General features: G+C 71.1%; 19 protein-coding genes. 10 read left to right on the forward strand and 9 right to left on the reverse strand.

Annotation, left to right across the window (positions count from 1 at the left end; translation table 11 throughout):
* The first annotated feature begins 19 nt into the window (after nucleotides 1-19).
* Nucleotides 20-2,410 carry a tetratricopeptide repeat protein gene (locus ABZ848_RS37975; RefSeq protein ID WP_360839361.1) on the forward strand — a complete coding sequence of 797 codons (2,391 nt, stop codon included), beginning with the start codon at nucleotides 20-22 and terminating at the stop codon, nucleotides 2,408-2,410.
* On the opposite strand, the gene ABZ848_RS37980 is transcribed toward ABZ848_RS37975, so the two are convergent.
* From ABZ848_RS37980 to ABZ848_RS37990, 3 genes are read right to left on the reverse strand one after another with little or no spacing between them, the layout of a single operon-like run.
* Complete coding sequence (locus ABZ848_RS37980) at nucleotides 2,407-3,135, reverse strand: response regulator (protein ID WP_360839363.1); 729 nt, start codon at nucleotides 3,133-3,135, stop codon at nucleotides 2,407-2,409. The genes ABZ848_RS37975 and ABZ848_RS37980 overlap by 4 nt on opposite strands.
* On the reverse strand, nucleotides 3,132-4,775 hold the full coding sequence (locus tag ABZ848_RS37985; RefSeq protein ID WP_360839364.1) for a sensor histidine kinase: 1,644 nt from the start codon (nucleotides 4,773-4,775) through the stop codon (nucleotides 3,132-3,134). The genes ABZ848_RS37980 and ABZ848_RS37985 overlap by 4 nt, the downstream gene beginning before the upstream one ends.
* Nucleotides 4,776-4,807: 32 nt before the next feature.
* Entirely contained in the window at nucleotides 4,808-6,058 is a 1,251-nt protein-coding gene (locus tag ABZ848_RS37990) for an RNA-guided endonuclease TnpB family protein (protein ID WP_360839366.1), read from the reverse strand.
* 227 nt (nucleotides 6,059-6,285) lie between these two features.
* Between ABZ848_RS37990 and ABZ848_RS37995 the strand changes: the two genes are divergently transcribed.
* Nucleotides 6,286-7,668, forward strand: a complete 1,383-nt coding sequence (locus ABZ848_RS37995; protein ID WP_360839368.1) for a cation:dicarboxylase symporter family transporter — start codon at nucleotides 6,286-6,288, stop codon at nucleotides 7,666-7,668.
* 178 nt (nucleotides 7,669-7,846) lie between these two features.
* Here ABZ848_RS37995 and ABZ848_RS38000 read toward each other — a convergent pair whose 3' ends face one another.
* Nucleotides 7,847-8,464 carry a TetR/AcrR family transcriptional regulator gene (locus tag ABZ848_RS38000; protein WP_360839369.1) on the reverse strand — a complete coding sequence of 206 codons (618 nt, stop codon included), beginning with the start codon at nucleotides 8,462-8,464 and terminating at the stop codon, nucleotides 7,847-7,849.
* A gap of 131 nt (nucleotides 8,465-8,595) precedes the next feature.
* On the opposite strand from ABZ848_RS38000, the gene ABZ848_RS38005 reads away from it, so the two are divergent.
* Entirely contained in the window at nucleotides 8,596-10,281 is a 1,686-nt protein-coding gene (locus ABZ848_RS38005) for an MFS transporter (RefSeq protein WP_360839371.1), read from the forward strand.
* Nucleotides 10,282-10,377: 96 nt separating this feature from the next.
* Nucleotides 10,378-11,151 carry a DUF2127 domain-containing protein gene (locus ABZ848_RS38010; RefSeq protein WP_360839373.1) on the forward strand — a complete coding sequence of 258 codons (774 nt, stop codon included), beginning with the start codon at nucleotides 10,378-10,380 and terminating at the stop codon, nucleotides 11,149-11,151.
* On the opposite strand, the gene ABZ848_RS38015 is transcribed toward ABZ848_RS38010, so the two are convergent.
* Entirely contained in the window at nucleotides 11,148-11,588 is a 441-nt protein-coding gene (locus ABZ848_RS38015) for a MarR family transcriptional regulator (protein ID WP_360839375.1), read from the reverse strand. The two genes, ABZ848_RS38010 and ABZ848_RS38015, sit on opposite strands and share 4 nt — an antisense overlap.
* Nucleotides 11,589-11,680: 92 nt before the next feature.
* Here ABZ848_RS38015 and ABZ848_RS38020 point away from each other — a divergent pair, with 92 nt between their 5' ends.
* The 6 genes from ABZ848_RS38020 to ABZ848_RS38045 all read left to right on the forward strand — a co-directional run bounded on the left by ABZ848_RS38020 (nucleotide 11,681) and on the right by ABZ848_RS38045 (nucleotide 18,615).
* On the forward strand, nucleotides 11,681-12,307 hold the full coding sequence (locus ABZ848_RS38020; RefSeq protein ID WP_360839409.1) for a maleylpyruvate isomerase family mycothiol-dependent enzyme: 627 nt from the start codon (nucleotides 11,681-11,683) through the stop codon (nucleotides 12,305-12,307).
* A 113-nt stretch (nucleotides 12,308-12,420) separates the two neighbouring features.
* Entirely contained in the window at nucleotides 12,421-13,989 is a 1,569-nt protein-coding gene (locus tag ABZ848_RS38025; RefSeq protein WP_360839377.1) for an ATP-binding protein, read from the forward strand.
* 45 nt (nucleotides 13,990-14,034) lie between these two features.
* On the forward strand, nucleotides 14,035-14,421 hold the full coding sequence (locus tag ABZ848_RS38030; protein ID WP_360839410.1) for a MerR family transcriptional regulator: 387 nt from the start codon (nucleotides 14,035-14,037) through the stop codon (nucleotides 14,419-14,421).
* A complete protein-coding gene (locus ABZ848_RS38035) occupies nucleotides 14,418-14,750 on the forward strand; it encodes a thioredoxin domain-containing protein (protein WP_360839379.1) in 333 nt (110 codons plus the stop codon). The genes ABZ848_RS38030 and ABZ848_RS38035 overlap by 4 nt, the downstream gene beginning before the upstream one ends.
* 168 nt (nucleotides 14,751-14,918) lie before the next feature.
* A complete protein-coding gene (locus tag ABZ848_RS38040) occupies nucleotides 14,919-17,135 on the forward strand; it encodes a UvrD-helicase domain-containing protein (RefSeq protein WP_360839382.1) in 2,217 nt (738 codons plus the stop codon).
* A gap of 79 nt (nucleotides 17,136-17,214) precedes the next feature.
* Nucleotides 17,215-18,615 (forward strand): cytochrome, encoded by a 1,401-nt coding sequence (locus ABZ848_RS38045; RefSeq protein ID WP_360839384.1) that lies wholly within the window; start codon nucleotides 17,215-17,217, stop codon nucleotides 18,613-18,615.
* Between the two features lie 28 nt (nucleotides 18,616-18,643).
* Here the strand turns inward: ABZ848_RS38045 and ABZ848_RS38050 are convergent, their stop codons facing one another.
* The 4 genes from ABZ848_RS38050 to ABZ848_RS38065 all read right to left on the reverse strand — a co-directional run.
* Entirely contained in the window at nucleotides 18,644-19,495 is an 852-nt protein-coding gene (locus ABZ848_RS38050) for a hypothetical protein (RefSeq protein ID WP_360839386.1), read from the reverse strand.
* A gap of 63 nt (nucleotides 19,496-19,558) precedes the next feature.
* On the reverse strand, nucleotides 19,559-22,189 hold the full coding sequence (gene glgB / locus ABZ848_RS38055; protein ID WP_360839388.1) for a 1,4-alpha-glucan branching enzyme: 2,631 nt from the start codon (nucleotides 22,187-22,189) through the stop codon (nucleotides 19,559-19,561).
* 35 nt (nucleotides 22,190-22,224) lie between these two features.
* Nucleotides 22,225-23,613, reverse strand: a complete 1,389-nt coding sequence (locus ABZ848_RS38060; RefSeq protein ID WP_360839390.1) for a maltokinase — start codon at nucleotides 23,611-23,613, stop codon at nucleotides 22,225-22,227.
* Between the two features lie 92 nt (nucleotides 23,614-23,705).
* Nucleotides 23,706-24,086 (reverse strand): alpha-glucosidase C-terminal domain-containing protein (locus ABZ848_RS38065; protein ID WP_360839392.1); only part of this gene is annotated, 381 nt, incomplete at its 5' end.

A 24,086-nucleotide genomic window follows, 5' to 3' on the forward strand; every position in this document is an offset into this window, starting at 1 on the left:
GGGACGGTGGTACGGGCGGATGGAAGCGTTGCTGGCGGCCCTGGCCGAGGGCGCGGGCGGGGACGGTGGCCGTCGGCTGGTGGAGAAGCTGGCGCGGGCGGTGGGGCTGGGGGCCGGGGCGGGCGTCCGGGACATCGCCGCGGCGGTGCGGGAGCCGGGGCGGCGGGAGGCCGTACGGGAGTGGGGCGAGGAGGTGGCCGGCCTGCTCGGCGGGGATCCCGGGGGTGCGGCCGGGGATGTCGCCCGGGCCATGGAGCGGTACGCGCCGGGTAGCGGGGTGTCCTGGTACGACGGGGATCACAGTGACTTCCGGGGTGGGGTGTTCCTGCGCGAGGTGGTCGGCGTGCAGGTCGTTTTTCAGGGGGGTGGGGCGGCGGCTGTGCCGGAGGCGGTGGCTGGGTTGCCGCCGCGGCCGGGTGGGTTCACCGGGCGGGGCGAGGAGACGGCGGCTTTGCTGCGGGCGTTGGAGCCGGGTGGGGCGGGGGTTGGGGAGTCGGCTGCGGTTCTTGTCGCGGCCGTGTCGGGGCTCGGTGGTATCGGTAAGACCGCGCTGGCTGTGGAGACGGCGCATCTGGCGTGGGAGCGGGGGTGGTTCCCGGGAGGCGTGCTCTTCATCGATCTGCATGGATACGACCGGGAGCCGGTCACCGCCGACCGGGCGCTTCAGGCGTTGTTGCGGGCGCTTGGGATCCCGCCTGAACACATTCCCGGTACGGCGGACGAGCGGGTGGTGCTCTATCGCTCGACGCTGGCCCGACGCGCTCGCGAGTGTGGTGCGGTGCTTGTCCTGGCCGACAACGCGTCGTCGCCGGATCAGGTACGGCCGCTGCTGCCGGGGGACGCTCGGCATCATGTGCTGGTCACCTCCCGGGATCGGTTGCCTCAACTGGGGGCGCGGCTGGTCGCGTTGGACCAACTCGCGGCGGGGGAGGCGTTCGAACTCCTCGATCGGGCTCTTCGGATCGCCGATCCGGGGGACGGGCGGGTCGTGGATGATCGTGACGGGGCTGAGCGGCTTGCGGGCCTGTGCGGACATCTGCCGTTGGCCTTGCAGATCGCGGCCGCGCTGCTGGCGGAGGATCCGGGGATGCCGGTGACCGAACTCGTCGCGGAGCTCGCCGAGTCCCGGGATCGCCTCGAGCACTTCGACGACGGTGAGCGCAACGTCCGTGCCGCCTTCGAGCTCTCTTACCGTCGTCTGCCGCCTGAGCAGGCGCGGTTGCTGCGCCTGCTCTCCCTCGCGCCGGGGACTGAGGTGAGTGATGAGGTGGTCGCTGCGCTGGCTGGCGCGGAGACGCCTCCCGGGCAGGAACTGAAGGCGCTGGCCCGTGCGCATCTTGTGGAGCGGGGGAGTGGCCGCGGCTGGTGGCGCTTGCATGACTTGGTGCGGGTGTTCGGGGCGGGCGTGGTGGCGGGGGACGTGGGGTTGCGGGAGGAGGGGGAGGCGGCTCGGGAACGGCTATTGGGCTTCTACTGGCGATGGGCGCATGCGGCTGCCGACCGGTTGGCGTGGTTGCCGGGGTCGCCGGTACCGGAACGGTTCGTGGACCGGGGGCAGGCGTTGGCGTGGCTGGATGGGGAGCGGGCGGGGCTGGTGGAGGCGGTGCAGTGGGCGGGGGAGGAGCGGCATGCACGGCAGGCAATGGGGCTGGCCTCTTGCCTGGATGCGTATCTGCGGTGGCGGCGGTATTTCGATGACGCGATCACCGTGGCGGGTACCGCGTGGCAGGCCGCCTACCAGGCCGGAGACCGCGACGCGGAGGCCGCTGCTGCCAACAACCTCGGCAACGCCCTGTGGGCGGCAGGTCGGATGAAAGAGGCGTTCGGTATCTACAGCCACACCCGCGACCTGTGCCAGGCTGCCGGCGACCGTCAGGGCGAGGCAAGGACATGGGGCAACCTCGGCGTCGTCCTGTGGGAGGCGGGCCGGGTGGAGGAGGCGATCGACGCTCACATCTGCGCCCGCGACCTGCACCAAGCCATTGGCGACCGTCACGGCGAGGGCAGGACGTGGGACAACCTCGGCGTCGCCTTGCGGGAGGCGGGCCGGGTGGAGGAGGCGATCGACGCTCACATCTGCGCCCGCGACCTGCACCAAGCCATTGGCGAGCGCCATGGCGAGGGCACGGCATGCGGCAACCTCGCCATCGCCCTATTCGAGGCGGGCCGTGCAGAGGAGGCGATCGAGGCGTACGACAAGGCCCTGGAGATCTGCCGCGAGTTCGAGGACTGGTACGGGACCGGCCAGGCCCTCTACAACCTGGCCCTCACGTACGACACCCTCAACCGCCCCGCCGAGGCCCGCACCAGCTACCTCCAGGCCGCCGACGCCTACGCCCGCGCCAACGACCCGGACCGAGCCGCCCAAGCCCGCGCCCAAGCCACGGCCCTGGACAACCCCACCCCCTAACGCCCCTGCCCCAACTCCCCCTTGACCCACCGGTACTGCAACTCCGGCCGCCCCACAGTCCCGTACTGCGGACTCCGAGCCGCCCGCCCCGCCTCCACCAGGTGCTCCAGATACCGCCGGGCAGTGATCCGGGAGATCCCCACGCCCTCAGCCACCCCCGCCGCGGTAAGCCCCTCCTCCGCCTCCCGCAGCGCGACCGTCACCCGTTCCAGCGTCGGCCCGCTCAACCCCTTCGGCAGCGCCGCCGGCGAAGGCGCCCGCAACGTCGCCAGCGCCCGGTCCACCTCGTCCTGCCCGCTCGCTTCCCCCGCCGCCCCGCGGAATTCCGCATACCGCACCAGCCGATCCCGCAGCGTCGCGAAAGTGAACGGCTTCAGTACGTACTGCACGACCCCCAGCGACACCCCCTCCCGCACCACCGTCAGATCCCGCGCCGAAGTCACCGCGATCACATCCGCCTGATGCCCCGCCGCCCGCAACGACCGCGCGAACTGCAACCCGTGCACGTCCGGCAGGTGCAGGTCCAGCAACAGCAGATCCACCGCCGTACGGTCCAGAACCCGCCGCGCCTCCGCCCCCGTATGCGCCTTCCCCACCGCAACGAACCCCGGCACCCGCCCCACATACATCACATGCGCGTCGGCAGCCACCGGATCGTCCTCCACCACCAGCACCCGAATCGGCCGCTCGCCCGAGGCACCCCGCTCACCCTGCTCGCCGGTCACCCCGCACCCCCCGCCCGGGTCGCCGCCCCGGCCACAGCCTCCGACGCCGTACGCAACGGCAACCGCACCACGAACTCCGCCCCGCCCCCGTCCGCCTCCGCCACCGACAGCACCCCCTCGTGCCGCTGCACCGCCTGCCGCACCAGGGCCAGCCCCAGCCCCCGGCCCCCCGGCCCCGCCGGCTTCGTCGAGAAGCCCCGCTGGAACACCAGGTCGGCGTGGGCGGGAGCCACCCCGGCTCCCGTGTCCGACACCCGCAGCACCACTTCGCCGGACTCCGCATACGCCGTGACCGTCACCCGCGCCCCCACACTCCCCTGCGCCGCATCCACCGCGTTGTCGATCAGGTTCCCGAGGATGGTCACCAGGTCACGGGCGGGGAGCGAAGGTGGCAGCAGGCCGTCGTCCAGGCGGCTGTCCTCCGAGACCACCAGCTCCACACCCCGTTCGTTCGCCTGTGCCGTCTTGCCCAGGAGCAGGGCCGCGAGGACCGGCTCGCCGACCGCCGCCACCACCTGGTCCGTCAGCGCCTGCGCCAGCTCCAGTTCCGCCGTCGCGAAGTCCACCGCCTCCTCGGCCCGGCCCAGTTCGATCAAGGACACCACCGTGTGGAGGCGGTTCGCCGCCTCGTGCGCCTGCGAGCGCAGTGCCTGCGTGAAGCCGCGCTCCGAGTCCAACTCGCCCATCAGGGACTGGAGTTCGGTGACGTCCCGGAGGGTGACCACCGTGCCCCGCCGCTGCCCGCCCGACACCGGCGACGTGTTCACCACCAGCACCCGGTCCGCCGTCAGGTGCACCTCGTCCACCCGTGGTTCCGACGCCAGCAGCGCACCCGTCAGGGGAGCGGGCAGCCCGAGCTCCGCCACCGATCTGCCCACCACCTCACCCGTCAGGCTCAGCAGCTCCCGCCCGCCGTCGTTGATCAGCGCCACACGGTACTGCCCGTCCAGCATCAGCAGCCCCTCGCGCACCGCGTGCAGCGCGGCCTGGTGGTAGTCGTGCATATGGCTCAGCTCGGCCGCGTTCATGCCGTGGGTGTGGCGGCGCAGGCGGGCGTTGATGACGTACGTGCCGATCGCGCCAAGAGCCAGCGCCCCGCCCGCCGCGCCGAGCAGTGCCGTCAGCTGGCCCTGCACCCGTTTGCTGATCTCCTCCACCTTGATGCCCGCGCTGACCATGCCGATGACACGCCCACTGGTGTCCTCGATCGGCGTCACCGCCCGTACCGACGCGCCGAGCGTTCCCGTGTACGTCTCCGTGAACGTCTCGCCCTTCAGCGCCCGTTCCGTGTTGCCCAGGAAGTGCTTGCCGATCTCCTTCTCGACCGGGTGGGTCCAGCGGATGCCCCGCGGGTTCATGATCGTGACGAAGTCGACGTCCGTGTCCGCCATCACGCGGAGCGCGTACGGCTGGAGCTCGGCCGTGGGATCCGGCGTGCCGATCGCCGCGTGGACCGAGGGCGCGTCCGCGACCGCGCGGGCCACCGCCGTCGCCTGGCGGCCCGCCGCGTCCTCGGCCTGGCGGCCGTCGCTGACGTACGTGAACAGTGCGTATCCGGCCACGAGCACCGCTATCAGCACGGCCTGCATCGCGAAGAGCTGGCCTGCCAGGCTGCGGGGTCTCGGGCGGGGGATGCGCATGTCGTCAGTGTGCCTCCCACGTCAATCGTGAACTAATTGACCTCTTCCCGCTCCGAAGAGGGGGATGCTTCGACTCTGCGCCGCAGTCCGGCACTCCTTCGAGGCTTTCCTGCTTCAGTACCGGCCGCCCGCCCGGAGGGTCTCCGTTGAGGTCTTACGCCGGCTCCACAGGCCGACACCGCCAGCCCGGCGGCCAGAACGTTCTTCGCCGCGTTCTCGTCCCGGTCGTGGATCGTGCCGCATGCGGCACAGATCCATTCCCGGATGCTCAACGGCAGTTTCGCGACCAGGTGGCCGCAAGTCGAGCAGGTTCTGCTCGACGGGTACCAGCGGTCGATCGCGATCAGTTCGCGGCCGTGCCACTCGGCCTTGTACTCCAGCATGGAGCGAAGCTCAGCCCATGACGCGTCGGAGATCGCACGACTGAGCGTGCGGTTCTTCAGCATGCTCCGGACGACGAGGTCCTCGATCACGATCGTTTGGTTCTCACGAACGAGACGTGTGGACAGCTTGTGCAAGAAGTCCCGGCGCCGATCGGCGATCCGGGCATGGATACGGGCCACGCGGGCGCGGGCCCTGTCGTGATTCCTTGATCCCTTCTCCTTGCGGGACAACTCTCGTTGGGCACGGGCGAGCTTCGCCCGATCCTTCTTCTCGAACTTCGGATTGGTGACTTTTTCTCCGGTCGAGAGGGTCACCAGAGCGGTGATGCCTGCGTCGATGCCCACCGTGGATGCAACGCCAGGGAGAGCCTGCACCGAAGCGTCCTCGCACAGCATCGATACGAACCAGCGTCCCGCGCTGTCCTGTGACACCGTCACCGTTGACGGGATCTGTCCCTCGGGGAGCGGCCTGGACCACACGATGTCCAGTGGCTCCCGCATCTTCGCCAGGGTCAGTCGACCGTCGCGGTAGGTGAATGCCGAGCGAGTGTATTCCGCGCTGTTGCGGGACTTCTTGCGGGACTTGAATCGGGGATAGCCAGAGCGTTTCTCGAAGAAGTTGACGAAGGCGCCCTGCAGGTGTCGCAGGGCTTGTTGCAGCGGAACCGACGAGACATCGGCCAGGTAGGTGTACTCCTCGGTCTTCTTCCACTCCGTCAGCAATGTCGATGTCTGAACGTAGTTGATTCTGCGCCGCTCCGTGTACCAGGCGGTGGTGCGGGCCTGCAGGGCCAGGTTGTAGACCACCCGCACGCAGCCGAACGTACGTGTCAGCTCCGCTGCCTGGACGTCATTCGGATAGAAGCGGTACTTGAACGCACGCTTCACGGGGTGGGTCATGCTCAGAAGGTAACAGGTCAGTGTGTGAGAGATCGGTTGATGAACTAAATGAACGGAAGGGTGACCGCCCTCACAGGGCACGACATAGTCACCGCATCGAGGAATGAGCGGAAGCCGAACACCCGGTTCCGGCCAAGGCTTCCCCTTCCGTCTCCTCCCATCCCCATCTCCATCCGGACGTGAGCCGCACGCCGGTGATGCCGACGAAGACGTCAAGGAGGGCAGCCGTGGCCGCCAGCACCCCCGATACGGCACCTGCCGCACCCGCCCGCAAGCGGGACCGCACCCATTACCTGTACATCGCCGTCATCGTCGCGGTGGCGCTCGGTATCGCCGTGGGGCTCATCTGGCCGGACGCCGGAGTGGAGCTCAAGCCGCTCGGTACCGGCTTCGTGAACCTGATCAAGATGATGATCGCCCCGATCATCTTCTGCACGATCGTGCTCGGCATCGGTTCGGTGCGGAAGGCCGCCAAGGTCGGTGCCGTGGGCGGTATCGCGCTCGGCTACTTCCTGGTGATGTCGCTGGTCGCGCTGACCATCGGCCTCGTCGTCGGCAACATCCTGCACCCCGGCGACGGCCTCCACATCACCAACGCGATCAAGGCCTCCGGGCACGACCAGGTGTCCGCCGACGCGCTGCCGCCGGTCGACTTCGTCCTGTCGATCATCCCGGTCACCTTCGTCTCCGCCTTCACCGAGGGCCAGATCCTGCAGACCCTCCTCATCGCGCTGCTCGCCGGCTTCGCGCTGCAGGCCATGGGCTCCGCCGGGCAGCCGATCCTGCGCGGTGTCGATCACATCCAGCGGCTCGTCTTCCGCATCCTCGGCATGGTGATGTGGGCCGCCCCGATCGGTGCCTTCGGCGCCATCGCCGCGGTGGTCGGTTCCGCCGGTCTCGACGCGCTCAAGAGCCTCGCGGTCCTGATGCTCGGCTTCTACGTGACCTGCTTCCTCTTCGTCTTCGTCGTGCTCGGCATCCTGCTGCGGGTCGTCGCGGGGCTCAACATCCTCGTCCTCTTCAAGTACCTGGCCCGCGAGTTCCTGCTGATCCTGTCCACCTCCTCCTCCGAGTCCGCGCTGCCGCGGCTCATCGCGAAGATGGAGCACCTGGGCGTCGGCAAGTCCGTCGTCGGCATCACCGTCCCGACCGGCTACTCCTTCAACCTCGACGGCACCATGATCTACATGACCATGGCGTCCCTCTACATCGCCGACGCCCTCGGTACGCCGATGTCGATCGGTGAGCAGATCCCCCTGCTGCTCTTCCTGCTCCTCGCCTCCAAGGGCGCGGCGGGTGTCAGCGGCGCCGGTCTCGCGACCCTGGCCGGTGGACTCCAGTCGCACAAGCCCGCGCTGGTGGACGGCGTCGGCCTGATCGTCGGCATCGACCGCTTCATGAGCGAGGCCCGCGCCCTCACCAACTTCGCGGGCAACGCCGTCGCCACGGTGCTGGTCGGCACCTGGACCAAGGAGATCGACAAGGACCGCGTCCAGCAGGTCCTCGCCGGCAACCTGCCCTTCGACGAGACGACCCTCCTCGACGACGACGTACAGCCGCACGCCGAGGTGCCCGAGCAGGGCGGCGAGAAGGAACTCGCCAAGGCGTGACGCCCTGAACGGCCCCACAACTCCGGGCGGCTGAACACTCCCCCGTCGTCAGTCGCCCGGCCGAGAACGCCGAGCGGTCGAGTCCCTCCCCGTGGACCCGACCGCTCGGCTTCGTCGTATCCGCAGATCCGTTACGGCGCCCACGCACCCGGCTGTCACGGCGCCCCCGCACCGCTTCTCACGCGCCGACCTTCGCCACCAGCTCCGCCGCCTCCCCGGCCGGCATCCCCGCCGCCATCAGCGCCGTCACCGCCGCTGAGTGGCCCGCTGCCTCCGCCGGCAGCAGACCGTCGTTCACCGCCTCCATCAGCGCGAACAGCAGCTGCTCGTGCACGTACGCCAGCGCGGGCGCCGGCAGCGGGGAGCTGAAGACGCCCTCCGCCAGGCCCCGCCGCAGCACCTCGGCGCAGGACTCGCGCACGGGGGTCAGCCGGTCCCGGATGCCCTGCACGGTGACGCTGCGCTGGGCCAGCGCGACCAGGATCCGGTAGCGGTCGGCGACCTCCCAGACCGCCAGGGTCCCCCGGGCCACCGCCTCGGCCGGTCCCGCCGCGCCCTCGCGCCCCGAGGCGTGCGCGGCCGCCACCGCCTCCACGGCCCCGTCGACCAGGGTGCCGATCAGCGCGTCCCGGTTGGGGAAATGCCCGTACACGGTCCGTCGTACGACGCCCGCGGCGCGCGCGATCTGGTCCATGGACGCGTCCGGATCCCGCAGCAGCTCCGCGAGGGCGACGTCGAGGATGCGGCGGCGGTTGGCATCGGCGCGGCTGGTGTTACCCGTGGTCATGGACGTCATTGTGCCCCCTCTCCCATCGACTTGCACAGTACTGTGCAAGGGCGTAGATTGCACAGCGTTGTGCAGTTGCACGCTACTGTGCAAAACCGCAGCCCGAAAGCACTGTGTCCCTGAGGAAGGCCACCCCTGCCATGCGACTCGTCCTGACCGAACCGGTCGAAAAGATGGAGCGCCCCTACGCCCGGCGCTGGTGGGCGTTGCTCGTTCTGTGCCTGAGCCTGCTGATCATCGTGATGGCGAACACCGCCCTCACGGTCGCCGCGCCCGACATGACCCAGGACCTGGGTCTGTCCAGCGCCGACCTGCAGTGGGTCATCGACGGCTACACCGTCCCGTACGCGGCGCTGATGCTGCTGCTCGGGGCGATCGGCGACAAGTACAGCCGCCGCGGCGCCCTGCTGTTGGGCCTCACCGTGTTCGGCGGCGGCGCCGTCTTCGGCTACTTCGCCGACTCCTCCACGACGGTCATCGCGGCCCGCGCGGTCATGGGCACCGGCGCCGCGCTGATCATGCCCGCCACGCTCTCCCTGCTCGCCGCGACCTTCCCGCGCGCCGAGCGCGCCAAGGCGATCACCCTGTGGACCGCCACCGCGGGCCTCGCGATCGCGGCCGGTCCCGTCGTCGCCGGCGCGCTGCTCAAGGACCACGGCTGGGCCTCGACGTTCCTGATCAACGTGCCGATCGCCGCCGTCGCGTTCGTCGCCGCGCTCGTCCTCGTACCGCCGTCCAAGGCCGGCCACCACGACCGGATCGACTACGTCGGCGGTCTGCTGTCGGTGGTCTGGATCGGCTCGCTGATCTACATGCTCATCGAGGGCCCGCACTTCGGCTGGGGCGTGAAGGCCGTGACCGCCGCGGTCGTCGCCGGTGCCGGTCTCGTCGCCTTCGTCCTGTGGGAGCTGCGTCACCCGCGCCCGGTCCTCGACGTCCGCCGCTTCACCGACCGCCGGTTCGCCGGCTCCAACCTCGCCGTCGCCCTCTTCTTCCTGGCCGTCTTCGGCGCCTTCTACTACCTGACCCAGCACCTCCAGTTCGTCCTGGGTTACGACGCCCTGGAGACCGGCCTGCGCATGCTCCCGCTCGCCGGCGCCGTCTTCGTCGGCTCGGCCCTGACCGGCTACCTCACCCCGCGGGTCGGCATGAAGTGGACGGTCACCGCGGGCATGGTCGGCGGCACCACCGCCCTCGCCCTGCTCACCCGGGTCGACGCGAGTTCGTCGTACGGCGATCTCGTCGCCCCCCTGATCGTCCTCGGCCTCGCGATCGGCCTCGCGCTCTCGCCCTGCACGGACGCGATCATGGGCGCCTTCCCGGAGTCCGAGCTGGGCGTCGGCGGCGCGGTGAACGACACCTCGCTGGAGCTCGGCGGCTCGCTCGGCATCGCGATCCTCGGCTCGCTGCTGGCGACCTCGTACTCGGACCACCTCTCGGACGCCACCAGCGGCAGCAAGCTCCCCGCCGGCACGCTCGCCACCGCCCAGGACTCGGTGGGCGCCGGTTACGCCGTCGCACAGGGCATCGGTGAGAAGGCGCAGCAGCTCGCCGCGCAGGCGGCGCAGGCCACCGACCCGCAGCAGGCCGCCCAGCTGAAGGCGCAGGCGCAGCAACTCGGCACCGGCGCCCGGCAGATGGCGGACGCGGTCGGCTCCTCCTTCTCCGACGCGGTGGCCCACACCAGCCTGGTCGGCGCGGTGGTCCTGGGCGTCGGCACCCTCGCCGTGGCGCTGCTGCTGCCGCGCAAGAAGGATGTCGTGGAGGAAGAGTCCGAGGAGTGGACGGAGCCGGCGCGGGAACTCGTGGACACGGCGGCGAACTGAAGGCCCCCGGCCGTCGTCTCACATCCCGATGCACTACCGTGCCGTGCCGGATCGACCGGTGCGGCACGGCCGCGCACACGTTGGGAGGCACGGGGGATGAAGATCGACTGGGACCGGCGCACATGTGCCCGTAAGGGCCATGTCACCTATGCGCCGGACGAGGACGGACTGCGGGCGCGGCTGCACGCGGAGACCGCGCTCGGGGGTGCCTGGCGCTGTCTGCGGTGCGGCGACTTCGTGCTGGGTGAGCCGCACGGCTCGGGGCCGGCCGACCACGCGCCGCTCGTGCCGCGCGGCAAGGTGCTGCGGGACCTGTTCATCCTGCGCTTCCTGGCGATCGAGCGGGCCGTGCGCGGGGTGTTCATCGTGCTGGTGGCGCTCGCGGTGTGGAAGTTCAGCAACAGCCAGGACTCGGTGCGGCGGCTGTTCGACGAGTACCTCGACGTCTTCCGGCCCGTCTTCAAGCACTTCCACTACGACCTCGACCACTCACCGGTCGTCGGCACCATCCAGAAGACCTTCGGCTACAAGCACTCCACGCTGACGCTGGTGGCCGTACTGCTCCTCGTCTACGCGCTGATCGAGCTGGTCGAGGCGGTGGGCCTCTGGTACGCCAAGCGCTGGGCGGAGTACCTGACGGTGGTGGCCACCGCGGCCTTCCTGCCGCTGGAGATCTACGAACTCACCGAGCACGTCAGCTACTTGAAGATCGCCACCCTGGTCCTGAACATCCTCGCCGTGCTCTACATCGCCCTCGCCAAGCGGCTGTTCGGGCTGCGGGGCGGCCGCAAGGCGTTCGACGAGGAACGGGAGAGCGCCTCCCTGATGGAGGTCGAGGAGAGCGCGGGGGTGCCGGCCGGGGCCGCCTAGGCCCACGGGTCGGTGATCTCCCGCAGCGCCGTCAGCGCCTCCCGCAGCTGTTTCATCCGGCGCTTGCCGAGGTGCTCCTCCCACTCCTTCTCCACCTCGGCGACCACGCCGTCGGCGATCTCCTTCGCCGCCAGCGCCTTCTCCGCCAGGCAGACGAGCCGGGCCCGCTTGTCGCTCGGGTCCGGCTCGCGGCGTACGTAGCCCGCCTTCTCCAGCTGGTCGACCAGGAAGCCCGCGGTCTGCTTGGTGATCTGGGCCTGCTCGGCGAGCTCGGTCAGCCGCGTGCCGTCCGGGCCGACGCGCTGGAGCACCCGGGCCTGAGCTGGGGTGACGTCCGCGTGCCCGGACTCGGCGAGCACGGCGAAGATCCGGTTCTCCAGGGCCCGGTAGGGGAGGAACAGGAGCACTCCCGTGTTGAGCTCGCTCTCCGCCACCATCGCTCGCGCCCCTCCGCTCCGCTTGACTTTGGTCAGAGTCTCTGACTACTTTGGTCAGAGAAGCTTACCACTTGACTGTGGCGGTGATCCCCATGGGTGCGGTGTTGGAGACGGACGAGCTCTGGCGGATCGTCGACCGCGAGCGGGCGAGCCTGGCCGATCTGCTGGAGGGGCTGAGCCCCGAGGAGTGGGAGACGCCGACCAGGTGCGGGGACTGGCGGGTGCGGGACGTCGCCGCGCATCTGACCATCGGGGCGCGCTATCCGCTGACGGCCGTGCTGCGTGAAGCGGCCCGCGCCCGTGGGAACTTCGACCGGATGATCCACGACTCGGCGCTGCGGGAGGCGCGGTCGCCGGTGGCGGACATCGTCGCCAACCTCCGCTCCATCGTCGGCTCCCGGCGTACGGCGGTCATGACCACGCCCCGCGAATCGCTGCTCGACGTCCTCGTGCACGGCCAGGACATCGCCCTCGCCCTCGGCCGCACGCGCGAGGTGCCGCCGGAGGGCGCCCGAGACGCCGCCGACCGGGTATGGACCATGCGCGTCCCGCCCCGCCCGTGGCCGCTCCCCAAGTCCCGCCTGATCGCCACCGACATCGACTGGTCACGCGGCACGGGCGAGGAGATCCGCGGCCCCATCACAGCCCTGCTCCTCCTGCTCACCGGCCGCCCGGAGGCGGCCCGAGTGTGGTTCGAGCGGGCCGACGCCGGCCACTAGCGCACGCACGGGCCGTATGGGGGCACTTGCCCCAAATGCTTTGACCCGTGTGGTGGTCGGGGACCAGGCTGGAGGGGCTCGGGGGACGCACGACCGAACACGCGGAGGCGTACATGGGGGAACCCGGCGACGTGGAGATCCTCAGCACGGACGAGTACGAGCGGAAGTACGGCGCGGACCGGGAGCCTTCGGGGCTTCCGCTGGAGCGGATCAACGAGCTGTTCCACGAGTTCCTGATGGCGGTCGCCCGCCCGAAGCGCGGCGATGCCGACGGCGGCCGCGACCTCGCGAAGCGGCTGCGCGAGCACCTGGGTTCGGCGCCCACGGACCGCCCGGTGGTCAAGGCCGCCTACGCGCCGTACGACCTGCCCAACGTCCATCTCGCCCTGGAGCGCTGGTTCGCCGAGGACGGCCGCAGCCACGAGCTGATCGGCATGCGCGGCGCCCAGCACCGCGGCGAACTCACCCTCGGCGACATCATCGAGGCCGCCGACCGCTACGACCGCTTCGTCGTCGGCGCCGTCGACTACGCCCACATGCCGGTCTCCCCGGACGAGGAACTGGCCTGCGTCTCCTGCGGGTTCTACCTCGGCGCGGAGGGCGACGAGCGCTTCGCCGTACTGCTGCGCGGCCCCGCCGACGAGTACGGGCGCAACAAGGTGGAGATCGAAGTCCTCGCCGCCGACAAGGAGTTCGGGGACCGGCTGCTCGCCGAGATCGACGCCCTCGTGCGCGAGCACAACGTCTTCCGCGGGCAGGTGCTCTCCTTCGAGGGCTCCCAGTTCGGGCACGGCCTCGGCCCGTTCCGCTTCCACCGCCGCCCCGGCCTGACCCGCGACGACATCGTCCTGCCCGCCGGACTCCTGGACCGCGTCGAGCGCCAGGTCGTCGGCGTGGCCCGGCGCCGCGAGCAGCTCCGCGCGGCCGGCCAGCACCTGCGCCGCGGCCTTCTCCTCTACGGCCCGCCCGGCACCGGCAAGACCCACACGATCCGCTATCTCCTCTCCCACCTCCCGCAGTTCACGGTCGTCATCCTGTCCGGCGAGAGCATCGACGCCATCGGCCCGGCCTGCGCGCTGGCCCGGATGCTCCAGCCCGCCCTGGTCGTCCTGGAGGACTGCGACCTGATCGCCGAGGCCCGCGACTACGGCAACGGCGAACAGCCCCTGCTCTTCCAGGTGCTGAACGAGATGGACGGCCTCGGCGACGACGCCGACGTGGCCTTCCTCCTCACCACCAACCGCGCCGATCTCCTCGAACCCGCCCTGATCCAGCGCCCCGGCCGCGTCGACCTCGCCGTCGAGATCCCGCTCCCGGACGCGGAGGGCCGCGCCGCCCTGCTCGCCCTGTACGGCACGAACCTCGACCTCGGCGAGGACATCGCGCAGGAGGTGGTGACCCGCACCGAGGGCACGACGGCCTCCTTCACCAAGGAACTGGTCCGCCGGGCCGTCCTGATCGCGGCCGAGCGCGAGTCCGGCCGCACCGAGGCGTCCGATCTCCGCGAGGCCCTCGACGAGCTCCTGTCCGACCGCGACCGGCTGACCCGCAGGCTGCTCGGGGTGCGGGACGGCGACGAGGAGTGGCTGGAGGACGAGGACGACGACATCGGACACGGCGGCCCGCCCTCGGGGGAGTGGCTGCTGGGCCCGCGCCCCGGCCGGGCACCCCGGGCCCACTGAATCACTCTTGCCTTGACGTCGGCGTCAAGGCTTACGTTCGTGGACATGCGAATCGGCGAGCTGGCCGCACGGGCCGGGACCACGACCCGGACGCTGCGGTACTACGAGTCCCGCGGGCTGCTGCCCGCGCGGCGCGGCGGCAACGGACACCGGACCTACGACGAGAGCGACCTGAAGCTGCTCCGGCAGATCCGGACGCTCCAGGACTTCGGGTTCGACCTGGAGGAGACCCGGCCCTTCGTGGAGTGTCTGCGGGCCGGGCACGAGGAGGGCGACACCTGTCCCGCGTCGATCGACGTCTACCGGCGCAAGCTGGCCGAACTCGACGAGCTGATCGGCGAGCTGAAGGCCGTGCGGGCGGAGATCGGCGTCCGGCTGGCGGCGGTCGAGGAGCCACCACCGTTGTGCGAACTGGGAGGTCGGGAACTGTGATCAAGGCGGCCGGTGTAGCCGAGGTGACGGACGCGGATTTCGAGGCGGAGGTGATCGGGGCGGAGCTGCCGGTGCTCGTGGAATTCACCGCCGACTGGTGCCCGCCGTGCCGGCAGATGGGACCGGTGCTCACCGCACTCGCGGCGGAGGAGGGCGAGCGGCTCAAGGTGGTCCAGCTGGACGTGGACACGAACCCGGACACGACGAACGCGTACAAAGTGCTGTCGATGCCGACGTTCATGCTGTTCAAGGGCGGTGAGCCGGTCAGGTCGATGGTGGGGGCCCGGCCCAAGCGCAGGCTTCTGGAGGAGATCGCCGACGCCCTCTGAGCGCACGCAGGGCACGCAGTACAAAGGAAATCCCCCGGGCAATTGCGCCCGGGGGATTTCCTTGCGTATATTGAGTGATTCGCGACTTCAATCAGGTTGAGTCGCAAAGAAGTTCACTGAAGGCATCATATCCGGGCGGGAGTCGAATTGTCAAACTCCGATTTTGAATTGCGGCGTGAGCAGCAATTCATCGACGCTCTGTACGTGCGCGTGGACGCCCTGCGCGGGGACACCGAGGCAGGCGTCACGGACGCGCTCGCGCAGGGCAACACGCCCATGCAGGCCCGGCTGGAGCGGGACATCCTGGTCGCCGAGCGGTCCGGGCTGCTCACCGCGCTGAACGCCGTCGACGGCTCGCTCTGCTTCGGGCGCATCGACCTGACCTCGGGCGACACCCACCACATCGGCCGCATCGGACTGCGCACGGACGACGCCGAGCGCACGCCGATCCTGATCGACTGGCGCGCGGCCGTCGCCCGCCCCTTCTACCTGGCCACCGGCCACACTCCGATGGGCCTGCGGCGGCGCCGGCACATCACCACCAGCGGCCGTACGGTGACCGCCCTGCACGACGAGATCCTCGACCTCGGCGACCGCGAGCGCACCGGCCACGAGGACCCGACCGGCGACGCCGTGCTGCTGGCCGCCCTGGACGCCGCCCGCACCGGCCGGATGCACGACATCGTGCAGACCATCCAGGCCGAGCAGGACGAGATCATCCGGGCCCCGCACCGCGGCGTGCTCGTCGTCGAGGGCGGCCCCGGCACCGGCAAGACCGCCGTAGCCCTACACCGGGCCGCGTATCTCCTCTACGAACACCGGGAGCTGCTCGCCAAGCGCGCCGTCCTCATCGTCGGCCCCAACCCCGCCTTCCTCGGGTACATCGGCGAGGTGCTGCCCTCCCTCGGCGAGACCGGCGTGCTGCTCGCGACGGTCGGGGAGCTGTTCCCCGGCGTGAAGGCGACGGCGACCGACACCCGCGCGGCCGCCGCGGTGAAGGGCCGCGCCGGCATGGCGGACGTGCTCGCCGACGTCGTACGCGACTGGCAGGCGCTGCCCGACCCGGTGATCGCGATCGAGCACGACCGGGAGATCCTGATGCTCGACGACGGTCTGGTGAAGGTGGCCAGGGAGAAGACCCGGGCCGCGCGGCTGCCGCACAACGTGGCCCGCGAGCACTTCGAGGGGCACATCCTCAACACGCTCACCGAGCTGTACGCCGAGCGCGTCGGCACCGACCCCTACGACGGCAGCAGCCTCCTCGACGCGAGCGACATCACGCAGATCCGCGACGAGATCGCCGAGAACCGCGAAGTGTGGGCCGCCATCGACCAGTTGTGGCCGCGGCTGACCCCGCAGCGACTGGTCGCCGACTTCCTCGCCGACCCCGTCGGCTACCTCCCCGACGAGGACGCGGCCGCCATCCGCCGCCCCGTCACGCGTACTTGGACCGTGTCGGACGTACCCCTGCTCGACGAGGCGGCCGAACTGCTCGGCGTGGACGAGCGGGTGGCGCGGGCCTTGGCCGAGCGGGAACGGGAGACGCAGGTGGCGTACGCGCAGGGCGTGTTGGACGTGTCCTACGCCTCCCGCACCTACGAGTTCGAGGACAAGGACGCGGAGGACTCCGAGGTCCTGTCCGCGCACGACATCATCGACGCCGAGCGGTTCGCCGAGCGGCACGAGGAGGACGACCACCGCAGCGCCGCCGAGCGCGCGGCGGCCGACCGCACCTGGGCGTTCGGGCACATCATCGTCGACGAGGCGCAGGAGCTGTCCCCGATGGCCTGGCGGCTGCTGATGCGCCGCAGCCCCACCCGCTCCATGACCCTGGTCGGCGACCCGGCCCAGACCGCGGAGGCGGCCGGCGTCGGATCGTGGGAGCGCATCCTGGAGCCGTACGTCCAGGACCGCTGGGAGCACACCCGCCTCGGCGTCAACTACCGCACCCCCGCGGAGATCATGGACCTCGCGGCGGCCGTCGTACGCGCCGAGAACCCCGGCTTCGAACCGCCGAGTTCGGTCCGCTCGACAGGGGTACGGCCGTGGGTGCGCGCCACCGACGACCTGCCCGGCGCGGTGGCCGAGGCGGTGAAGGAGCTCACCCCCGCCGAGGGCCGGCTCGCGGTCATCGCCCCGCGCCATCTGCACCGCCGGCTCGCCGCACGGCTGGACGGGGTGACGGCGGGCGCCGAACCCGACCTGACCCGGACCGTCGTACTCCTCGATCCCCGGCAGTCCAAGGGGCTGGAATTCGACTCCGTGCTCGTGGTCGAACCGGGGCTCTACGGGACCAGTGATCTCTACGTGGCGCTCACCCGGGCCACCCAGCGGCTGGGGGTGCTGCACACCGGGCGGCTGCCGAAGGCACTGGTCACCACCTGAGCAACTGGTATCACCAAGCCGTAACAGTTCCCGCCTCGGTCACTGCTTGTGCACGGTTGGTGCGGTATGCGTGTGCGTTATGGAAGCCCATGCGTACACGACCGCGCCGGCCGACAGCCCCTGGCTGGAGTCGCTGCCCGTCCAGCCGCTGCTCACCTCGGAGTTCGACGCCGACCCGGGGGCGGTGTACGGGCGGCTGCGGCGGCAGTACGGGCCCGTCGCCCCCGTCGGGCTGATGGGCGTGCCCGTGTGGCTGGTTCTCGACTACCGCGAGGTGCTGGAGGTCCTGCGGAACGAGAGCCAGTGGCGGCGCGACATCCGCTACTGGCGGGCGCGCGCCGAGGGGCGGCTGCCGCACGACTGGCCGCTGCTCGCCGGGTACGAGGTGCGGCAGACGATGTTCATGGACGAGGAGGAGCACCGGGCGGCGCGCGGCACGCTGCACTCGGCCCTGCGGCCCTTCCAGGAGGCGCGCAGTCCGCAGGGGTGGGAGCTGCGGGCGGCCGTCGCGAGCTACGCCGACGAGCTGGTCGGCGTGCTCGCCGCGGAGTCGGGGACGGCGGGGTTCGCGGACCTCGGCGCGCAGTACACCAGACCGCTGTTGCTGATGGTGACGACCAAGCTGTTCGGCTGCCCGGTCGAGCTCGGCGACGAGCTGGTCATGGACCTGTGGCGGATGCTCGACGGCGGCCCCGACGCCGGCCCGGCCACGGGACGGGCGCTCGCGGCGATGACCCGGCTGGCCGCCCACCGGCGGGCCCGGCCGGGGGACGACCTCACCTCGTACATGCTGCTGACCGATCCGAAGCTGACCGACGAGCAGCTCGGGCGGGAGCTGTTCATGAACGCCGTCTACCTGAACGACATCACCGGCAACATGGTCATGAACACGCTGCTGGAGGTGTTGCGCGGCAACGCGACCGTGCGCAGGAGCCTGTCGGCGGGGCAGCTGGGGGAGACCGTCAACCGGGCGGCGCTGGCGAATCCGCCGGTCGCCAACATGTGCTTCCGGTTCGCGGCGCGGGACGTGCGGCTCGGCAACTTCTGGGTGCGGGCCGGGGACGCGGTGTCGCCGTCGGCGGCCGCGGCGCACCAGGACCTGCTCGCGATCGGGTCCTCGCCGATGGTCGGCTCGGCGGTCAGCACCCGGGCGCATCTGGGGTGGGGCGCGGGGCCGCACCAATGTCCCAGTGCCGCACGGGAGTTGGGCGGCATGATCGTGGCCACGGCCGTCGGACGGGTCTTCGAGCACTTCGGACGGGCCGAACTGACCCTGCCGCCGGACCAGTTGCCGTGGCGGGCGGGACCCGTGGTGCGGGGCCTGAAGCTGCTGCCGGTGCGGTACGAACTGAGCGGCCCGCCACCGACCGTCCCACGCCCACAGGACGCGGCGGCACCCTCGACCGGCACGGACACCAACGCACGGGGCCTGCTGGCCGCCCTGCGCAGGCTCATGTCCGGCGGCAGGAAGGACACCTGAGAGCTCTGCCGCCGGACGTGGCCGCTGCTCAGGGCGTCGCGGTGGCCGTCGGCGAGTAGGTCGGGTGGAGGGACGGGGCCAGGGCGGGGAGCGGGCCGCACAGGGCGGTGGGGAAGGCGGGTTCTTTGCGGTGCACGTCCGTGCAGCCCTCCGCCGAGCTGCGTGCGATCGGCTTCCAGCCCGACTTCTCGGCCCTGAAGAACCAGCGGTCGCCGAGGCGGGACGTGCAGGCCGGGTCCGTCGTGTCGTCGCCGCAGGCCGGGCCGGTGCGCCAGGAGAAGTCCAGGACGAGCCACTTGCCGTCGCAGTGCTCCGCGTCCCGGTACGTGTGCTCGGGGGCGCCGACCGCCTTCAGCGCCTGCTCGTAGGAGTTCGGCGTGCAGCCCGTGGCCGGCGGGGTGCAGCCCAGCTCTCCGCACAGGCGCAGGGCGGGCAGCTTGGCGCCGTCGGCGGTGAAGACCGTGTGGTCGTCGACCACCAGCTCCCGCTTCCCCAGCGGCTCGGGCAACCGCAGCCGTGCGGTGGCCGTCCGCTCCTTCGTGCAGCCGGAACGGCGGTCGCCCGAGGGTGACTCGAAGGTGACCTGCACATGCACGGTGCCGGGCACGCTGCCGTACTCGGCGTCGGTGTCCCGGGCCTTGAAGTCGCGCACGCAAGCGTGCTCGCCGCTGGGCACGTCCGCGTCGATGCTCAGGGTGCGCCGGTCGGCGGCGAGGCGGGCGGCGGTGATCCGGGAGGGCTCGGCGAGGGTCCAGGGGATCGGGCCGGTCGCCGTCGCGGACGCCTCCGTGCCCGGGCCTGCCACCTGCGTGCCGCACGCGCTCAGCAGCAGGACGGCGAGCGCGCACAGCACGGCGGCCACGCGTCTGTCGGATCGCAAGTGCCTCAATCCCCCCGTGGACCAAAGACGTTGACCCGACAGACTATAAAACGGTGGTCCCGCTCAGGCAGGCCGCAGCCACACCGTTGCCAGCGGCGGCAATGTCAGCCGGATGCTGGCCGGGCGGCCGTGCCAGGCCTGGGGCTCCGGTTTGATGACGTCCGGGTTGATCACGTCGCCGCCGCCGTACTTGGCCGTGTCCGTGTTCAGGGCCTCGTGCCAGGCCGGGACGTCGTCGGGGGCGCCCAGGCGGTAGTCGTGGCGGACCACCGGGGAGAGGTTGGAGACCGCCAGGAGCGGGGTGCCGTCGGTGGCGAAGCGGAGGAAGGCGAAGACGTTGTCCTCCGCCGCGTCGCCGACGATCCACTCGAAGCCGGCCGGGACCGTGTCCTGCTGCCACAGCGAAGGGGTGTGGCGGTAGACCGTGTTGAGGTCGCGGACCAGGTCGCGGACGCCCCGGTGGTCGGCCTCCGCCCCGTACGCCGGGTCCAGCAGCCACCAGTCCGGGCCGTGCGCCTCCGACCACTCGGCGCCCTGGGCGAACTCCTGGCCCATGAAGAGGAGTTGCTTGCCGGGATGGGCCCACATGAAGGCCAGGTACGCCCGGAGGTTGGCGCGCTGCTGCCACCAGTCGCCGGGCATCTTCGACACCAACGACCGCTTGCCGTGGACGACTTCGTCGTGCGAGATGGGCAGCACGTAGTTCTCGCTGTAGGCGTACACCATCGAGAAGGTCATCTCGTTGTGGTGGTACTTGCGGTGCACCGGCTCGTGGCTCATGTAGTCCAGCGAGTCGTGCATCCAGCCCATGTTCCACTTCAGGCCGAAGCCCAGGCCCCCGAAGCCGCCCGGGCCCCGGTGGTGGGTCGCGCGGGTGACGCCGTCCCAGGCCGTCGACTCCTCGGCGATGGTCACCACGCCCGGCACCCGGCGGTACACGGTCGCGTTCATCTCCTGCAGGAAGTCCACCGCGTCGAGGTTCTCCCGGCCGCCGTGCACGTTCGGGACCCACTGGCCCGGCTCGCGCGAGTAGTCGAGATAGAGCATCGACGCGACGGCATCGACCCGCAGCCCGTCGATGTGGAACTCCTCGCACCAGTAAATGGCGTTGGCGACAAGGAAGTTGCGCACCTCACGGCGGCCGTAGTCGAACTCAAGGGTGCCCCAGTCGGGGTGTGCGGAGCGCAGCGGGTCCTCGTGCTCGTACAGCGGACGGCCGTCGAACTCCGCCAGCGCCCAGTCGTCGCGCGGGAAGTGCGCCGGCACCCAGTCCATCAGGACGCCGATGCCGGCCTGGTGGAGGGCGTCGACCAGGTAGCGGAAGTCGTCCGGGGTGCCCAGGCGGGCCGTCGGCGCGTAGAAGCCGGTGACCTGGTAGCCCCAGGAGCCGCCGAAGGGGTGCTCGGCGATCGGCATCAGCTCGACGTGGGTGAAGCCCAGGTCCTTGACGTACGCGGGGAGCTGCTCGGCGAGTTGACGGTACGTCAGTCCCGGGCGCCAGGACGGGAGATGGACCTCGTAGACGGAGAACGGCGCCTCGTGCGCGGGCAGGTCGGCGCGGCGGGCCAGCCACTCCTCGTCCTGCCACTCGTGGTGCGCGGCCGTGATGATCGACGACGTCTCGGGCGGGGTCTGGGTGCGGCGGGCCAGCGGGTCGGCGCGCAGGGTCTTGGAGCCGTCCGGGCGGGTGATCTGGAACTTGTACAGCTCGCCCTCGCCGATGCCGGGCACGAACAGCTCCCACACCCCGGAGGAGCCCAGCGAGCGCATCGGATAACCGGTGCCGTCCCAGAAGTTGAAGGTGCCGGCCACGTGCACACCGCGCGCGTTCGGCGCCCACACGGAGAAGCGGGTGCCGGCCACGCCCTGGTGCGTCATCGGGTGCGCGCCCAGCACCTGCCACAGGTGCTCGTGCCGGCCCTCGCCGATCAGATGCAGGTCGAGATCGCCGAGCGTCGGCAGGAACCCGTACGCGTCCTCGGCGTCCTGCACCGAGCCCTCGTACGTCACGAGGAGCCGGTAGGCCGGGACGTCGGACAGCGGCAGCAGACCGGAGAAGAACCCGTCCCCGTCGTCGTGCAGCTCGGCCCGCAGCTCCCCGGCGACGACGGTCACGGACAGGGCGTACGGCCGGAACGCCCGCACGGCGACACCGCCGGGCACCGGGTGGGCGCCCAGCACGGTGTGCGGGTCGTGATGCGCACCGGCGAGCAGCCGCTCCCGGTCACCGGCGCCGACGGCGGGCGACACGGGGGCCTCCGGCGGTTGAGCGGGGACGGGGGCGGCGCCTTTTCCGGCCGCGGTGACCTTCTTGGCGGTGCTCTTCTTCGCGGTGCTCTTCTTGACGGTGGCGGTCGACTTCTTGGCGGGGCTCTCCTTGGCGGCGGCCTTCTCCGGCGCGGTCTTCTTCGCGGCAGTGGTCTTGGCGGCTGTCGCCTTCACGGCCGTCGCCTTCACGGCCGTCTTCCGCGCCGCGGTCTTCTTGGCGGTGGCCTTCTTCGCCACCGGCTTCTCCGCGGTCTTCTTGGTGGCCGCCTTCTTCGCCGCCGTCTTCTTGGCCGCCGCCTTCTCGGGAGCGGCCGTCTTCTCGACGGCCTTCTTCACCGCCTTCCTCACACTCTTCGCGGCTTTGGCGGCCTTCTCCTCGGCCGTCTTCTTCGGATCCGAACCGCTGGATGTGGGGCGGGGGGTCACGGGCGGCGCCTCCTCGGCGAGGGTCGGGAAGGGGTTCAGTACAGGTCGGTGGCGGCGTAGCGCTCGATCGCCGTCATCGGCACCGAGAGCCAGTCCGGGCGGTGCCGGGCCTCGTAGACGACCTCGTAGATCGCCTTGTCCGTTTCGTAGGCGCGCAGGAGCACCGGGTCGGTGCGCGGGTCGTGACCGCTGACCTCCGCGTACCCGGAACAGTAGGCGGCCCGGCAGGTGTCCGCCCACCCCTCTGCGGGAGGTCCGGCCGAGTGGGCCGCGTAGTCGAAGGAGCGCAGCATGCCCGCGATGTCCCGCACCGCGGGCTGCGGCATCCGCCGCTCGGCCAGCGGCCTGGCGGGCTCGCCCTCGAAGTCGATCAGGAACCACTCCCCGTCCGGTGCGCGCAGACACTGCCCGAGGTGCAGGTCGCCGTGGACGCGCTGGGCGGTCCAGGTACAGCCCTCCGCCGCCAGGTCGGCCAGCGCGCTGAACGCCGAGTGCAGCGCGGGCACGTACGGATGCAGCGCGGGCACCGCCTGCGCGGCCGCCTCCAGGCGCTGGATCATGCCGTCGGCGAGCCGTTGCAGCTGGGTGTGGCCGAGCGTGACGGTCGGCAGCGCGCGGGCCAGCGCCAGGTGCACCTCGGCCGTGGCCCGCCCCAGCGCCCGCGCCTCGGCGCCGAAGTCCTCGCCCTTGGCCAGCTCGCGCAGCGCCAGCTCCCAGCCGTCGGCGGCGCCTTGGAGGTAGGGCTGGAGCACACCGAGGACGTACGGCTCCCCGGCCAGCTCCGCCCGCAGCCACGCCGTCGGCGCCGGCACCCGCGGGCAGCCCTCGCGGGCCAGCGCCAGCGGCAGCTCCAGGTCGGGGTTGACGCCGGGCACGACCCGGCGCAACAGCTTCAGGATGAACGTATCTCCGTAGATCACGGACGAGTTCGACTGCTCGGCGGTCACCACCCGGGGGACCAGCCCGGCGCGGATCTCCTGCCCCGGCTCCCGGTCGAAGAGCAGCCCGCCGATGCGGGCCCGGGTGCGCAGCGCCTCCAGGAGCACCTCGGCGGGCCGGGTGTCGTACAGGGCGTCGTACACCGTCCGGCCGGTGAGCGGGCCCTCCTCCGCGTGTCCGATCAGCGCGGGCGCCAGCCGCGGCGGCAGCGCCTCGCGCACGCCTATGAGGAGCTGGTAGCAGTCGCCGGGGTGCGGCTCGGCGCCGATCGAGGACGGCTGGTGCGCGCGCACGAGGAGGTGGTACAGGCCCAGCTTGGCCGTGACCGGCAGCAGCTCGGTGGCCGCGACCAGCGAGAACCCGGTGACCGGCCGTCCCTTGCCCGCGAACCAGCGCTGCCTCGGCAGCCACTCGCGCAGCAGGGGGTCCAGTGACGCAAGGAGGCCGGGGTGTGTCGTGGCGGTGCGGGTGACGGCTTCCGACATGGCGTCGCGTCCTTTCCCCGGGGGCGGGGTGTTACGTATGCGTGCCCCGGGTGGGACAGGGGAAACCGCCCCATCCCGGGTTCTCGGAGGCTCTACACGGGGTCCTTGCGGAGCCGGAACCAGTAGAAGCCGTGCCCCGCGAGGGTCAGCAAGTACGGCAGCTCACCGATGGCCGGAAAGCGCACTCCGCCGAACAGCTCGACCGGGTGCCGCCCGTTGAAGGTCCTGAGGTCCAGCTCGGTGGGCTGCGCGAACCGCGAGAAGTTGTGCACGCACAGCACGAGATCGTCCTCGTACTCGCGCAGGAACGCGATCACCGCCGGGTTGGACGACTGGAGCTCCGTGTAGGAGCCGAGTCCGAAAGCGGCGTTCTGCTTACGGATCTCGATCATGCGGCGGGTCCAGTGCAGCAGCGAGGAGGGCGACGCCATCGACGCCTCGACGTTGGTGACCTGGTAGCCGTAGACCGGGTC

The organism is Streptomyces sp. NPDC047081 (assembly GCF_040643775.1).
In the GTDB taxonomy this organism is placed as follows: domain Bacteria; phylum Actinomycetota; class Actinomycetes; order Streptomycetales; family Streptomycetaceae; genus Streptomyces.